Annotated in this window: 12 protein-coding genes; 4 read left to right on the top strand and 8 right to left on the bottom strand. The window is 34.8% G+C overall.

Annotated features, from left to right (window positions below; all coding sequences use genetic code 11):
* Positions 1-4 precede the first annotated feature (4 nt).
* Positions 5-2668, bottom strand: coding sequence for a TonB-dependent receptor (locus tag ACZZZI_RS01200; RefSeq protein WP_463488384.1), 2664 nt, complete (start codon positions 2666-2668; stop codon positions 5-7).
* Positions 2665-3624 (bottom strand): GLPGLI family protein, encoded by a 960-nt coding sequence (locus ACZZZI_RS01195; RefSeq protein WP_344769217.1) that lies wholly within the window; start codon positions 3622-3624, stop codon positions 2665-2667. Before ACZZZI_RS01195 ends, ACZZZI_RS01200 begins: the two co-directional genes overlap by 4 nt.
* A 715-nt stretch (positions 3625-4339) precedes the next feature.
* Here ACZZZI_RS01195 and rplU point away from each other — a divergent pair.
* Entirely contained in the window at positions 4340-4651 is a 312-nt protein-coding gene (gene rplU / locus ACZZZI_RS01190) for a 50S ribosomal protein L21 (protein WP_010601215.1), read from the top strand.
* A gap of 52 nt (positions 4652-4703) precedes the next feature.
* The gene (gene rpmA, locus ACZZZI_RS01185) at positions 4704-5114 is read left to right on the top strand and encodes a 50S ribosomal protein L27 (RefSeq protein WP_316761500.1); all 411 of its coding nucleotides are present in this window, start codon (positions 4704-4706) and stop codon (positions 5112-5114) included.
* A 126-nt stretch (positions 5115-5240) separates the two neighbouring features.
* Here the strand turns inward: rpmA and ACZZZI_RS01180 are convergent, their stop codons facing one another.
* The 5 genes from ACZZZI_RS01180 to ACZZZI_RS01160 form a co-directional block, all read right to left on the bottom strand.
* A complete protein-coding gene (locus ACZZZI_RS01180; protein ID WP_463488383.1) occupies positions 5241-6215 on the bottom strand; it encodes a polyprenyl synthetase family protein in 975 nt (324 codons plus the stop codon).
* A 192-nt stretch (positions 6216-6407) separates the two neighbouring features.
* On the bottom strand, positions 6408-8540 hold the full coding sequence (rnr, locus tag ACZZZI_RS01175) for a ribonuclease R (protein WP_344769224.1): 2133 nt from the start codon (positions 8538-8540) through the stop codon (positions 6408-6410).
* A 92-nt stretch (positions 8541-8632) separates the two neighbouring features.
* Positions 8633-9688, bottom strand: coding sequence for a sialidase family protein (locus ACZZZI_RS01170; RefSeq protein WP_463488382.1), 1056 nt, complete (start codon positions 9686-9688; stop codon positions 8633-8635).
* Positions 9669-11372: an ABC transporter ATP-binding protein gene (locus ACZZZI_RS01165; protein WP_463488381.1), complete on the bottom strand. Its 1704-nt coding sequence runs from the start codon at positions 11370-11372 to the stop codon at positions 9669-9671. The genes ACZZZI_RS01170 and ACZZZI_RS01165 overlap by 20 nt, the downstream gene beginning before the upstream one ends.
* Positions 11372-12085 (bottom strand): 3'-5' exonuclease, encoded by a 714-nt coding sequence (locus tag ACZZZI_RS01160; protein ID WP_463488380.1) that lies wholly within the window; start codon positions 12083-12085, stop codon positions 11372-11374. The genes ACZZZI_RS01165 and ACZZZI_RS01160 overlap by 1 nt, the downstream gene beginning before the upstream one ends.
* A gap of 79 nt (positions 12086-12164) precedes the next feature.
* Here ACZZZI_RS01160 and ACZZZI_RS01155 point away from each other — a divergent pair, with 79 nt between their 5' ends.
* A complete protein-coding gene (locus ACZZZI_RS01155) occupies positions 12165-12662 on the top strand; it encodes a DUF1579 domain-containing protein (RefSeq protein ID WP_463488379.1) in 498 nt (165 codons plus the stop codon).
* 126 nt (positions 12663-12788) lie between these two features.
* A complete protein-coding gene (locus tag ACZZZI_RS01150) occupies positions 12789-13997 on the top strand; it encodes an MFS transporter (RefSeq protein ID WP_463488378.1) in 1209 nt (402 codons plus the stop codon).
* 41 nt (positions 13998-14038) lie between these two features.
* On the opposite strand, the gene ACZZZI_RS01145 is transcribed toward ACZZZI_RS01150, so the two are convergent.
* Positions 14039-14938, bottom strand: coding sequence for a DUF72 domain-containing protein (locus ACZZZI_RS01145; RefSeq protein WP_463488377.1), 900 nt, complete (start codon positions 14936-14938; stop codon positions 14039-14041).
* Between the last annotated feature and the right edge of the window lie 54 nt (positions 14939-14992).

Below are 14992 nucleotides of genomic sequence, written 5' to 3'. Positions count from 1 at the left end.
TATTTTAAAAATTAAACCTGGCTTTTAGCATTGCAACTCTTCCAGGAATTAGATAGGTTCCTGTTGTTAGCGAGTTTGCCGAAATGTAAATGGCATCAAATTGTTTAATGTTGGCTAAGTTGGTTATCCCAAATTCAATATCTGTTTTAAGCTTCACCATTTTATATTTTACATTTGCATCAGCAAACAAGTATTTCAAATTTGGCTGACTGGACTGATGTGTAAATAGGTGTTCAGCTGATAAATTTAGATACACATTTTCGAATGTGGTAATCGCCAATGAAGATTGCTGCCTCAATTGCTGAAAGTTAGTATTAATTGCATTTGCAATATCAGCTTTGTTATCGGTAATAGAATAAGTTGCATTGTACGACCAATTTATAAAACTTGCTAGTTTAGCTTCGATTCCTGCTTTATATGATAGTGTTTTCGAATTAAACGGCAAAAGTTCTCCGTTTTGAAGTTGATCATATTTGCTTTGCGAAAAATTAGCACCCAAGTTTACCGTACTCTTTAATTCGAAAAGATATTTGCTCGCATTTGCACTTAATGATAAGTTTTTAATATGATTTGCTAAAGGCAAAACAACTCGCTGTTGGATATTATTACTCAGATTATAAGACGATATGGTGTTAAGTTCTGTAGTACTGTAATTGGCCGATGCATTGAAGAAGAACATCTGCATTGCTTTCCTAAAATTAAATGCACCACCAAAACCATGTATTTTTGATTCGGAAATAGGGGCATTGTTTGCAAATAGTGATCGGTAGTTTTTTAGTATAGTTCCGCGAAAAACATCATCTATTCCACCCAAATCATTTTTATAAAAGTAATTGGCCGTTACATAATTTTCAATGCCTGTTTGGTATTTAATATTAAACGATGGATTTAAAAACAATTTATTTAAGTGGTTCTCTAAAGCATTTTTAGGATCGCTGTAATTAATTCGATTATAGCTTAACGGTAAACTCAAACCAGCTTTAAATTTATCACTTGTAAAATCATAATTGGCTTCCGCATAAACTCTGCTTTTAAACCAATTTAAATCATTAACAGTACTTTGCGAAACCAATTCTGAGGTCTGATTATTTTGAATACGATAAAGTTCAGAATTTAAATTTTGCTGTTGAAAATTAAGCCCCGTTTTATAAGTCTGAACGAAACCTCCATTTACAAAAGCAAATGATACATAATTGTTCATGTACCATGTTGGTAATTTGATGTATTGATTTAAGCCCAAATAGCTATCGCCATTATTCAGTATATCTGCATTTAAACCCGGAGAAATGTTCAAAGTTTCTGGCTGGGCAGTTCGATTTAAATACGAATAAAAATTGATTACATTTTCTGATTTTAGCTTCTTGCGATAATTGAACTCATTTGAAAGATCAAAGGTTTCCTGTCTTAAAATTTGATTTGCGGCAACATTATTAATAGAAAAGGCCGATGTAGTTTTAAAAGGTGAATAATCTAAAACGAAATTATTGTTGAGATAATCACCTTCAGCATTTTTGTTTAAATTGAATTGAGCCCTTAGCTTTTGTGGATTAATCTCATTGTTCTGAAATTCTGAATAACTAATTGTTTGGTCTGCTAAATAGGTTTGCGAAAATTTATTATACTGCTGTTTTCGTTCATCATATAAGTAAGAAATGTTTGCCCTTAACTGCAAATCCTGATTAAACTTATACAAGTTATTGAAATTTAATACTGCCGCTTTGTTGAATAGATACCTGCTTTGTGGTAACGAAGGCACGCCAGCAGCTCCTGTAGATAATAATCCGCTTGGTTTACTGTTGTCTACACGATTCAAGTAATCAGATAAGTTATGCGAGATTAAATCAATACCAGGATCAATGCCAATATTGTTTCCTTTTATATTATTAATGAATTTTAGTTTTTTGTTAAACAACATGGCTGTCAGGTTTTCATCAAAGCGATTTGGCGTTCCAGCTCCAACAGTTGCATCGCCCATAACTTTGAGTTTGGCATCATCTTTAATAACCAGGTTTAAGGCTACATCATCGCTGGTGTTGTTTTTGCGCATCATTTTAACTGGCTGGTCGTTTTGAATGACTTGCACCTTATCGACCGCACCTTGAGGAATGCTTTTTGTGCCAATATTGTATTTGTCATCCAGCAAATTGTCGCCATCTACATATAAATTAGAAATTGATTTCCCATTATAGCTAATCTTCCCGTTTTCAGCAACCTCAATTCCTGGCATTTTTTTAAGCACATCGCCAATACTTCGGTCTTGCTTATCTGCAAAATCGGCTGTTTTGTAATTTAATGTATCTCCATTCGATGTTAAAGAAGGCCTATTTTTAACGGTGACGGTTTCCAGGTTGGTCTCACTTGCTTGTAAAATTAAATCCTGACTTTGGTTAACATCTGCAATTGAAATTGATTGTTTTTTATAGCCAATACTCGAAGCCTCAATTTTATATCCAATAACCTGATCATTTTTAATCTGAAGATTAAACGCTCCATTTTTATTCGTTCTGGTAAAACTGATGATATTTCCTTCAATATCCTTCAAATTAACATTTACAGACTCTACGCCCATACCTTTAGCATCTTTAACAATGCCTTTAATAGGTTTTTGTGCAAAAACACAAAAAGAACCTATTAAAAACAGGACTAAAATTAATGTAGCCTTTCTCATTTTTTATCAGAAATTTCGATAGGATTGTTTATTTCTGGTTTATTAATAGTTGATGATCCACTTGGACGAGGGGCGGTATTCATTTTGAATGTTCCTTGCATGCCGTTAGCCGCCATTTGCGCTTGCATAAATCCCTGCGGATCTTTATCACGGGCTTCTCTTAGCTTATCAAGTTCTTTTCTGGTTGTTTTTATGGCGTCAGAAGGGAGTTTAATTTCTGTACCCAGATAAGCTGTACTGGTTTCAATCCCTGCAATTCTAATCGATCCGAAAGAACCGTTTGGCATTGTGATTTTCTGTTCATCGCCCGAAGAATTATTTTCTTCTCCTTCGGTAACATTTTCTAAACCTGCAAATTCAAATTTTACTTCTTTTTTTTCATCATAAGCTTCCACAATTAGTCCAGGCAAGCCATTTAACTTCCAGGGACCACTTTGAAAAGGAATTTCATTAGCAAACCAGGCAATCCAGTTTCTTCCTTTAAAATTCGTGGTAGCCTTTTGGCACGCAATACCCGAGAAACTCATGGTATCTTTTGCTATTTTCCAATCAATTTGGGCGGCAGGTTCTTCGATAATGTAATTGTTAAACAATTTTTCTTTACTAAACATTTTATGCTCGTTAGCAAAAAAGAAATAATCTATTTGTGTAACTGGCGACTTCATTTCGCTCTTAATTTCAATTTTCATGTTCGCACTTCCCGATTGATTTTTTAATTGCTCTAAAATTTGTTTTTTGCCATTAATTGCCTGATTTAGCTTGTCGTAACTTGTATAAACAGAAGCGTTATTTCCAGTTACAAGCAACATGTTTTCTTTATGAGGCTTGTCTTTTGCAGTTGTGTCGTTAATATGTGTAAAGGTGTATCTTACTCTGGCTAATGCTTTATCTGGTTTTTGAGCAAAGCATGTTAAGGATAGGGCGGTTGCGCAGCAAACAATTAATGTATTTTTCATAGTTTCTATTATTTAGTTTTCGTAAAACTACGAAATATTCGTAATAAGATAGAGCAGATTTAACATTTTTTAACTAAACATTTTAAGCATTTCTTTTTTGAAAATTAATGTACTGTAGGTCTTAGGAAATAACAGTCCCGCTTTCTCTGCAATCTTTTTAAAACAACCTCTGTCATTCGCGGGCAAAAAGATATTTTTCATCGGTAGCCGATGCTTCGTGCCTCAGCATACGCAATAATATTTGCGTCAATACAATTTAAAAAGTATTTTCGTTCAATCGGGTTTATTAACATAGGCAGCACAAACCAATTGCAATTTGCTTGGTGATAACAATAATAGAAATACTTACTGCGTAAATTAAACCTGATAGGAGCGAACACGCAGCCGAATTTTTATGAGGCAAGTAAAGTGAATAGCAGGGCAGGAGGAACGGGATTATTAGCATGCTGTGCTTTACAAATAGTTAATTTATTTTTAAAATTTAGCCTCCAATTTATTAAGCACTCATTCAGAAAAAGCCTAAATATTGACCGCTTGTGCTTTTTTAAAAAGCTTTTTATAGTATTTACAAATGGATTTTAAATCCCTAAATTCTCTAAATTCTGGGGCCTTAAGATTAATTGAAATTTATTTTTAATATCTGTTTGTGTGTTAATTGAATTTGTTCTATATTTGCACCTCGTTAAATAAAAATTATAAAACTAATATTTAAACAATGTACGCAATAGTAAATATAGCAGGACAGCAATTTAAGGTTGCTAAAGACCAGCACCTTTTTGTACACAGATTGCAAGGAGATGAAGGCGCTAGTATTGAATTTGATAATGTATTGTTGGTTGATAATGGTGGTGCAATCACTGTAGGGGCTCCTGCAGTTAAAGGTGCTAAAGTTTCAGCAACTATCGTATCTCATTTAAAAGGTGATAAAGTAATCGTTTTCCACAAAAAACGTAGAAAAGGTTACAAAAAGAAAAACGGTCACCGCCAGTTTTTCACAAAGATTCAGATTTCTGACATCACTCTATAATTAATTGTTAACCCAATAACTCATTATTTAATGAGTTACAAAATATAAAATCATGGCACACAAAAAAGGAGCCGGTAGTTCGAAAAACGGACGTGAATCGCATAGTAAGCGTTTAGGTATTAAAGTTTTCGGTGGTCAGTTAGCTATCGCAGGAAACATTTTAGTACGTCAACGTGGTACAAAACACCACCCTGATAAAGGTGTTGGTATTGGTAGAGACCATACTTTATTTGCTTTGGTTGATGGAACTGTAGTTTTCAGAAAGAAAGCTGATAACAAATCTTACGTTTCTATTCTTCCTATCACAGAAGCAGAAATTGAAGCAGCAGTTGCTAAAGCTCCAAAAGCGAAAAAAGAAGCTGTAGCTGTTGAAGCTGTTGCAGAAGCTCCAGCTAAAAAAGCACCTGCTAAAAAAGCAGCTAAAAAAGACGAAGCTACTGAAGAAGCTGCATCTGCAGAATAATTAGTATTCAACTTATAAAAAATGCCTCATTGATGTTAAATCGATGAGGCATTTTTGTTTGCAAAAATATTTGTGCAAAAAAAAACGCTGTTTTTCAGCGTTTCATTAATTAAGATTAAAACGAATTTAATATTGCCTGTTCATTAATTGATTAGTTAAGGTCAGTAAATCTTTTTTGGCTTCATCGTTAACATTTACCTGGTTTAGTAAATTTAAAGCTTTACTCAGATAAGCATCCATTGTTTCTTTTGCAATGTTTCTAATGTTAAGATTATTGTAAATCTGCGTAATCGCTTCAACCTTCTCATTAATAGAAAAATCGGTAAGTTTAGTCCATACCTCTAGCTGCTCAAGATTTTGACCTTCTGCAAGTTCGAATGCTTTTAACAATAGAAAAGTTTTTTTGTTGGCAATAATATCGCCTCCAACTTGTTTCCCAAATTTTTCAGGATCAGCATAAACGTCCAAAATATCATCTTGTAATTGAAATGCAATACCAATATTTTCTCCGAACTGGTATATTAAATCTGCATCTTTTTCGGATGCATTACCTATAATTGCGCCTAATTTTAAAGCACCACCAAGTAATACAGCAGTTTTTAACCTAATCATGTTGATGTACTCTTCAATGCTTACATCATTACGCTCTTCAAACTCCATATCGAGCTGTTGACCTTCGCAAACGCCTTGAGCTGTAGCATTAAAGGTATCAAGCACATCTTTAAGGAAAATAGAATTTACCTTTGCCAAATTTTTATTGGCTTCAACCATCATTACATCACCGCTTAAAATTGCTATGTTGGTACTCCATTTTTCATGAACGGTTGCTTTTCCTCTACGTAAAGGCGCATTATCCATTATGTCATCGTGTATCAGGGTGAAATTGTGAAATACTTCTACTGCCATGGCGGCATTAATAGATTTGTTAGCATCTTCGCCAAATAATTCGGTAGCCATTAATACAAGTAACGGGCGAATTCTTTTACCTCCAAGGTTAATAATGTAAGTTATTGGGTCGTAAAGTTGCTGAGGGCTAGCGGGAAATTTAAGGTTTTTTATTGCCGTTTCTAAAATTTGCTGTAATTGTACTGTTGTATGCATTTTATTTTTTTACTTGCGGAAATTCTAAGGTTTATGTAGATTCTTCTTATATGGAAGTGCGTTTACTTGTTTGATCATCTTTCCAAAATTGCCAATTACGAGGCATATTATTTTTGATTTTCATATCTTCCGTTTACCTGATTGTATCTTAAATTTTTGCTAGAATTGAGTGCTAATTTTTTTTATCAGTTTTTAATCCTGCATTAATGAAAAATCGATCTGCCGTTTAGCTAAATCTACTTTTTTAACTCTAATCATTACTTCATCACCCAATTGATATTTTTTCTTTTTACGTTGACCAACTATACAATAGTTTTTCTCATCAAGAACATAAAAATCATCAGAAATATCGCGTAAACGAATCATACCTTCGCATTTATTTTCTTCAATTTCGACGTACATTCCCCATTCGGTAACCCCTGAAATAATTCCTTTATATACCTCGCCTATATTGTTTTCAAGGTATTCGGCCTGTTTATATTTTATCGACGCACGCTCGGCTTCGGCTGCTCGTTTTTCCATAGCAGAGGAGTGAGCACTTGCAACTTCATAAAATTCTGCATCGGCAGATTTTCCCCCGTCTAGATAGGTTTGCAGTAAACGATGCGCCATTACATCAGGGTAACGACGAATTGGAGAAGTAAAGTGTGTATAATATTCGAAAGCTAAGCCATAATGGCTAGTTTTTTTTGTTGTGTAAATAGCTTTTGCCATTGAGCGTATAGCCAGAGAAGTTAAAATATTTTGTTCCTTTTTACCTTCAACGTCAGCCATCAAACTGTTTAAAGATTTGGCTATTTCTTTATCCGACTTAGTGTTTACTTTATAACCAAACCTCGATGCAAAATTGGCAAAAGTGTTTAAGGTTTCCATGTTTGGTGAGTCGTGTACCCGATAAACGAAGGTTAATTTCTTTTCTCCCTTTTGCTTTTTGGCAATAAATTCGGCTACCTTTCGATTTGCCAAAAGCATGTAATCTTCGATAAGTTTGTGGGCATCTTTACGTTCTTTTACATAAACGCCAATAGGCTTACCACTTTCATCGAGTTTAAATTTAACTTCGGTGCTTTCGAAACTAATTGCACCGTTTTTAAATTTCCGATCTCTAAGAATATAAGCTAACTCATTAAGTTTTAATATTTCGGTAGCATAATCGCCAGCTTTATTTTCTATAACTTCCTGTGCTTCTTCATAACTGAATCTTCTGTCAGAATGAATGGCCGTTCTGCCAAACCATTCACTTACAATATTTGCCTGCTCGTCTAACTCGAAAACAGCGGCAAAACAAAGTTTATCTTCATGCGGTCGTAGAGAGCAAACGCCGTTACTTAATCGTTCTGGTAACATCGGAATAACCCGATCAACCAGATAAACTGAAGTTGCACGACTATAAGCCTCTTTATCTAAGTCAGTTCCCTGAAGTACATAATGTGAAACATCAGCTATGTGTACACCAATTTCGTGGTTTCCGTTTGGTAATTTTTGGTAAGATATAGCATCATCAAAATCCTTTGCGTCGGCTGGATCAATAGTAAATGTTAATACACTTCTAAAATCTCTGCGCTTCGAAATTTCTTCTGCAGGAATTTCTTCAGGAATTGCATTTGCTTCTTTTTCTACTTGTGGGGGAAAAGATAAAGGAAAACCATATTGTGCTAAAATGGCATTCATTTCTGTGTTATTTTCACCCTGATCGCCTAGAACATGTTTAACCGTACCAATCGGGTTTTTAGCACCTTCGGGCCAATCGGTTAAGCTTACTAAAACTCTTTGCCCATTTTTTGCACCTAAAATATCACCTAACGGAACGAAAATATCATGAAGCATTTTCTTATCATCGGCAATAACAAAGGCAAAGCGATCGGAGATTTTAATTACACCTGTAAAATCAGATTTTGCTCTTTTAATGATTTCAACAATTTCTCCATCATTTTTTCTTCCATCCTTTTTCGCAAAAACATAAGCTTTAACTGTATCACCATGTAAGGCATTTCTTAACTTTCTTGGTGCAACAAATACGTCTTTCTCAAACTCGTCTTCTGGTATAATGTATGCAGAACCATCAGCAGTCATATCTACACGGCCAATAATGAAGTTTTGAAGTTCTTTAAGCTTGAATTTTCCTTTTTCAGGTTCAAGATAAATGCCCGCACCTTTGCCTTCTTTTAAAATCTCGAGAATGGTTTCTCTTGATTCCTGATCGGTGAGGTTTAACTTGGCTGAAACCTGCTTATAGTTAAGTGGCTGATTGCTGTTTTTTTCGAAGATATCACTAACCAGTTGATTCAGAACTAATTTTATGTTTGCAGATTTTTTCTTTGCCATATGCTAAAGTGTATTTACCGAAGATACAGAAAAGATGCAAAATAGGCGGTTTTTAGATGTAAAATGTCAGATTGATGATGCTAAGAAACAATTTATTTAAGTTGTAAACTTACATATTTAATCTTTTTTCTTAGCGAAGTATAACTCAAATGAATTACACCATCTTTACTTTCGATAATTGCAGGATAACTGTATTCGCCTTTTGGATGTTCTTCGAGCGTATAAATATTCGCCCAGTTTTCTCCATCTTTTGAAATGGCCAATTTTAAAACAGAACGACCTTCCCACCAATTTTTGCCAGATTCTAACGGGTTATAAATTAAGATTTGACGACCATCTTTTAAGGTAACGGCATCACTTCCCGAATTTGGATTAGGTAGTTTTGTTGGCTTAAGCTTTGACCAGCTTTCTCCGTTATCTACAGACCAGCTTTCTATAATTACATTTTGTCGGCTTCGGCATAGTAACTGAAGTTTACCATTCGGATAAGTTAGGATAGAAGGTTGAATAACGCCAAAAGTATCACAATCGATATTTATTTTTTTCCAGTTTTTGGCAAATTCATCTGTTTTTTCGATGTGGATGCTCCACGTTTTTTCATCTAAACTTTCGGTACTCGATGGATAAAGTATACTTCCATTAAGGATTTGAACAGGTTTATTTTTTATAGGTCCTAAAAATCCATCGGGAAGTTTTTGTGCTAAAGACCAGGTTTTGCCATTATTATTCGATGTTTTATACTCGGCCCACCAGGTTCTAGGGTTGGGCCCAACTTTATAATGTAAGTAAAGCGTACCGTTTTTAGCTTTAAATAAAACTGGATTCCAGCAAGGATAGCGTAAAGTATCGTTCTGAATACCAGTTGCAATTTCTAGCGGTGCACTCCACTTACCATTTTTTTTTGTTGATGACCAGATCGAAACATCCTTACTGCCTTCGTGTTTACCACCAAACCAAGCGCTCATAATAGATTTATGGTCTATTTCGACCAATGTAGAAGCGTGGCAAGCTTCAAACGGTGCATTTTCGAAAGTATACTCAGAAGAAATAATTTTTACGAAATTTTCCTGAGCGTTGGACTTAAAATGAATTGCAAAAAGTAGCGCGAAAAGCAATAGTTTGAAATTCTTAATTACCAGGAATTGCATCAATTAGTTTTTTGGTGTAAGCAGCTTTTGGTGCATAAAATATATCTTCTGGAAAGCCTTCTTCTTCAATCTTTCCTTTATTCATAACCATAATACGATCTGAAATGTGTTTCACAACCGCTAAATCATGCGAGATAAAGATGTAAGTTAACCCGAATTCTCGCTGTAAATCTTTAATTAAATTTAAAACCTGCGCTTGCACAGAAACATCTAAAGCTGAAACTGATTCATCACAAATGATAAATTTAGGTTCTAATGCTAAAGCACGGGCAATTACAACACGTTGTCGCTGACCGCCACTGAATTCGTGTGGGTAACGATTGTAATGTTCTTCTTTTAAACCAACTTTATTAAGTAGTTCTAAAACTCTTACTTTTCGTTCTCCATCACTTTTAAATAATTTATGAACTTGTAAAGGCTCTAAAATAGATTGGCCAATAGTTAACTTTGGGTTTAAAGAAGCATAAGGGTCTTGAAAAATAATCTGAATATCTTTTCTAAGTTTTCGCATTTCAGCTTTGCTGATATGGGTAATGTCTTTACCTTCAAAAATTATACTACCTGATGTTGGTTGTATTAACCTTAATATACTTCTACCCAATGTGCTTTTACCGCAACCAGATTCTCCAACAAGACCTAAAGTTTCACCGGGGAAAACCTCGAAATTGATCTGATCTACTGCTTTAACATATTCTTTGTTTTTGGAAAGAAAACCACTATTTACAGGATACCAAGTTGATAAATTTTCAATTTTTAATAAGGGATTTTGCTCGTAAAGCGTCGTTCTTCTCGATTGTATTTCTTCGCTTGTTAACTGGTTAGATGCATTTAAATGTGCTGTGGCATCAGCTATTACACCCGTTAAAAAATCGGCTACCACTGGTAATTTTTTAAGTTGCAAAGCAGGCGAGGGGCGACAAGCTAATAAACCTTTCGTATACGGATGTTGTGGATTATTGAAAATTGATTTTGCAGGACCTTGTTCCACAATTTCACCTTTGTACATTACCGCAACTTCATCTGCTATTTCATTTACAACGCCTAAATCATGCGAAATAAAAATCATTGCCATGTCTCGTTCTTCTTTAAGTTTTAAAAGAAGTTGTAAAATTGTTTTTTGAACGGTAACATCTAATGCTGTAGTCGGTTCATCGGCGATTAAAAGTTTAGGATTACAGCTTAAAGCCATAGCAATCATAACTCTTTGCTTTTGTCCACCAGAAATTTGATGAGGATAACTGTCGAAGATATTTTCTGGTCTTGGTAATTGAACTTCGTTAAAAAGTTCGATGGTATGTTTTTTTGCTTCTGCTTTATTTACATTTTGGTGGAGCATAATGGCTTCTGCAACTTGTTCTCCGCAAGTAAAAACAGGGTTTAACGAAGTCATAGGTTCCTGAAAAATCATCGAAATCTGATTACCTCTGATTTGACGGATTTCATTTGAACTTAAATTAAGTAAGCTAACAGATTCAAAATCAATAGTCCCAGTTATTTTTGCCGAGCGCTCATCATGCAGACGCATTATCGAAAAGGAAGTAACCGACTTACCAGAACCAGATTCGCCCACAATTCCTAAAACTGTTCCTTTCTTTACATTAAAACTAATAGTTTTAACCGCTTTGAACCAGGTTTTCTCGTCTTGATTGTAGAAATCGATATTTAAGTTTTCAACGTTTAGCATCAGGTTACAATTGTAATGTTTTCTGATGAAATTATATCCATTCCCTTAAACTTTAATAAAACCTGAGCGGTAGTAATTACATCTTTCTGGCAATAAGTTACAATTCTAGGTAAATTCTTTTCTTCGTAATAAACCTGTCGAACCATGCTTCCGTCAATATCATCCTTTGGTGTAGGAACATTTAAAATAGCTGCCAATAAATTTAAAGATGTGTAATTTTTATAATCGCCAAATTTCCAAAGTTCCATAGTGTCGATGTGGTTTACCTCCCATGGTTTTTTACCCGAAATTTGTAACTGTATGGGGATTTCAATTCTGTTAACTATTATCCTGCGGCATAAGTAAGGATAATCAAATTCTTTACCATTGTGTGCGCAAAACATTAATGTAGGTACTTGCTTGCTTAATAAATCCGAAAAATCTGTTAGTATTTTATTTTCATCCTCACCATAAATAGATTTAATGCGCAAAAATTGGGTATTGTTTTGCTGATAAAAAATACCCAAGCTAATGCATATAATCTTACCAAATTCGGCCATGATGCCTGCATTTTCATAGAAATCATCAGCGCTCTGTTCAGGTTTTCTTTGATGTTGCGTTTTTTGTGCCCACAAATCTTGTAAATGTTGAGGTACATCATCGTAAGAAGCATATTGAGGAACAGTTTCTATATCGATAACCATTACCTGATTGAGATCTACCGTTTTTAGCATAAAACAAGATAATAATTTATTAACTATCAAAAAATAATAATCAGTTTTCAACTCATATAATATTTCTTTAAGTTTGAATATGGCTAAAAGCAAATTTGAATTATCGCTGGAGAAAGGACCTCATAAATTATTGCAAAGTTTGGTAGGAGAGTGGCACGGAAAAACCAAAACTTGGTTTGAAAAAGATTTACTTGCTGATGAATCTCCAATGAACGGAAAAATTACTACAATACTGGGTAGTCGTTTTATATCTTATGATTACCAAGGGAGTTTAGATGGAAATCCTTTTGAAGGAAAAATGATTATCGGATTTGATATTCCTTACCAAAGATTTACGGCAACTTGGGTTGATAGTTTTCATATGGGGACGCAAATTATGCTTTCCTCTGGCGAATTTACCGATAATGGTTTTGCTATTTTAGGTACTTATGGAAGCCCTGAGTATGGCGATCAGCCTTGGGGCTGGAGAACGGAACTAGAGGCTTTAAATGATGACGAAATTATTTTTTCTGCCTATAACATTTCACCCGAAGGGGAAGAGGCTAAGGCAACAGAAACGATTTACAAAAGAATTTAATTAGTAATTGATATCTTTCTTAGTGTTTTTATTACACTAAGTGTTTCTTTAAAGTCAAAGTGCACTTTTTAAAGCATTATGCTGCTTAATTTTTAAGAGATTTGTAGCATAGCAAGTCTTTGTTTTATGCAGTTCGAAACACAAAATATTTCCATCTCCAAACTAAATTTAACCATTGTTGGTTATGTAGCTTTTACTTTTTTAGGCTATTTTACAATTGGTTTAACTTTAGCCGTTTTGCCAGAATATCTTCATGGAAGCTTAGCATTTAGTACAATGATTGCTGGTATTGTAATTAGTTTACAATACGCTGCAACTTTTTTATTTCGTGGGTTTGGTGGCAAAATTGTAGATAAGAAAGGCCCAAAACCTGCGGTAATGATGAGTATGGTAGGTTTTGTTTTAAGTGGCATGTTATTACTTGTAGTCGCATTTTTAAAAGATTATCGAATGTTGAGTTTAGCATTGCTTGTGGTAATGCGTTTGGTAACAGGGTTCTCTGAAGGATTAGTGGGTGCAAGTCCTATTAATTGGGCAATTTTTAAAGTAGGGAATCAACATACAGCAAAAGCAATAAGTTATAATGGGATTGGAAATTACGGTGCATTAGCTGCTGGAGCCCCATTAGGTGTTATAATCAGCAATACTTTTGGTATTCAATATATAGCAATATTTATTATTTTAATTGGTATCGGTGGATTTTTCTATGCCAAAAGCAAAATAAACATCATCGGAAAGAGCAAGGAAGCACCACAGTCATTCTTACGCGTGCTTAAAAAGGTTACGCCATACGGTTTATGTCTTGCTGCTGGAGGTATAGGTTTTGGTGCGATCTCTACATTCATCACCATTTATTACATAAACCAACATTGGACGGGTGCTGTTCTATGCCTATCACTTTTTAGTATAATGTTCGTTTTAGGTAGGTTGGTGTTTTCGAATGCTATTAATCAATATGGCGGAATGAAAACTGCGATTGCTTGCCTGGCTTTGGAAGTTGTTGGTTTAAGCATTATTGCAATGGCTATCAATCCAACTTTTACACTGGTAGGTGCGGGCATAGCAGGATTAGGTTTTTCTTTAGTTTTTCCAGCACTTGGCGTAGAAGCCGTACGTTTAATTCCTGCTTCAAGTCAAGGCGCAGCCTTAGGGAATTATGGCTTATTTATTGATCTTTCTTTAGGTATTACCGGACCATTACTTGGAGCTGTTTCAACTGGCCTGGGTATGGAATATCTATTTCCAGTCAGTTTAAGTATTGTGGCAATGGGCTTGTTATTAGCTTTCGCAATTCAGTATAAAAGGCAAAAGCAAGAGATACAAGCTTTGAGTTAGAATGAAAAATCTTACGGTTTATAAACTGCAAGATTTCCATTCTAAAATAAAGAAGGCGCTGGGATAGTTCCATTTCCCATAACTGGGATTTTTAAATCCGTTCCGATCGCTTTGTTTAAATTCTCAATAAAATATGCAGAAAGGAGCGGTGAGGCCAGTTCTACGTTTTGGTGAACGAAGAAATACAAATTTTCTAAGCCCTGTTCTTTCCATTCAGCAATTCTTTCCACCCATTCATCTAAGCGAGCATAATCGCTTTCGTGATTTGCGCCAACATATCGAATAAAAGCCGTAGGAGAGGTTAAACGCATATGTAACATATCTCTTCTTCCAGCTGTATCAACAATAATGTTTGCAATGCCGTTCTTCTCAAATAACTCAGCAAATTCTTTCGCAATGGCTGGGTTAGAAAACCACTCTTCGTTTCTAACTTCAACACCTAATGGAATAACTTTAGGGAATTCTTTAACAACGGTTTTTAAGCGATCAAAATCTTTAGGCTTAAAGTTATCATGTAATTGAAGAAAAGCCATTCCTAGCTTATCTTCGAAGTTACTAATCGCATCGCAGAATTGCTCAACAGGCTCTTTCACATTAATCAATCTTTTAAAGTGACTAACTGTATTGGTTAATTTTGGGAAAAACTTAAAATCAGCTGGTGTTTTTTGCGTCCATGTAATAACCTGTTCGCTACTTGGCATTCCGTAGAATGTTGCATTAAGTTCAATCGAATTAAATTGAGTTGAATAATACGTTAATTCATCTTTTGTCCCCTTTGGATAAAAGCCTTTGAGGTCTGCTTTGTTCCATTTAGCACAGCCAACGGATGCATGAAAGTTTTGTTTAGCTTTATTCGCTGCTAATATTCCTTTCGTTTCTGGAGCATCTGCAGGAAGTGTGAAATCTATAATCGATGGGTCTTCTACTTTACCGAATTGCATATGGAGTGGTTTAAATAACCGCTAAGTTAGCAAAGAAAATTTCGCAAAGAAACA

This window comes from Pedobacter sp. AC190 (genome assembly GCF_979258025.1).
Note: the sequence above shows the minus strand (reverse complement) of the source record. Positions and strands in the feature narration are given on the sequence as shown.

Coding starts and splice junctions, on each gene's coding strand:
- ACZZZI_RS01200 (WP_463488384.1), bottom strand. CDS start 2,668: ATGAGAAAGGCTACATTAATTTTAGTCCTGTTTTTAATAGGTTCTTTT.
- ACZZZI_RS01195 (WP_344769217.1), bottom strand. CDS start 3,624: ATGAAAAATACATTAATTGTTTGCTGCGCAACCGCCCTATCCTTAACA.
- rplU (WP_010601215.1), top strand. CDS start 4,340: ATGTACGCAATAGTAAATATAGCAGGACAGCAATTTAAGGTTGCTAAA.
- rpmA (WP_316761500.1), top strand. CDS start 4,704: ATGGCACACAAAAAAGGAGCCGGTAGTTCGAAAAACGGACGTGAATCG.
- ACZZZI_RS01180 (WP_463488383.1), bottom strand. CDS start 6,215: ATGCATACAACAGTACAATTACAGCAAATTTTAGAAACGGCAATAAAA.
- rnr (WP_344769224.1), bottom strand. CDS start 8,540: ATGGCAAAGAAAAAATCTGCAAACATAAAATTAGTTCTGAATCAACTG.
- ACZZZI_RS01170 (WP_463488382.1), bottom strand. CDS start 9,688: ATGCAATTCCTGGTAATTAAGAATTTCAAACTATTGCTTTTCGCGCTA.
- ACZZZI_RS01165 (WP_463488381.1), bottom strand. CDS start 11,372: ATGCTAAACGTTGAAAACTTAAATATCGATTTCTACAATCAAGACGAG.
- ACZZZI_RS01160 (WP_463488380.1), bottom strand. CDS start 12,085: ATGCTAAAAACGGTAGATCTCAATCAGGTAATGGTTATCGATATAGAA.
- ACZZZI_RS01155 (WP_463488379.1), top strand. CDS start 12,165: ATGGCTAAAAGCAAATTTGAATTATCGCTGGAGAAAGGACCTCATAAA.
- ACZZZI_RS01150 (WP_463488378.1), top strand. CDS start 12,789: ATGCAGTTCGAAACACAAAATATTTCCATCTCCAAACTAAATTTAACC.
- ACZZZI_RS01145 (WP_463488377.1), bottom strand. CDS start 14,938: ATGCAATTCGGTAAAGTAGAAGACCCATCGATTATAGATTTCACACTT.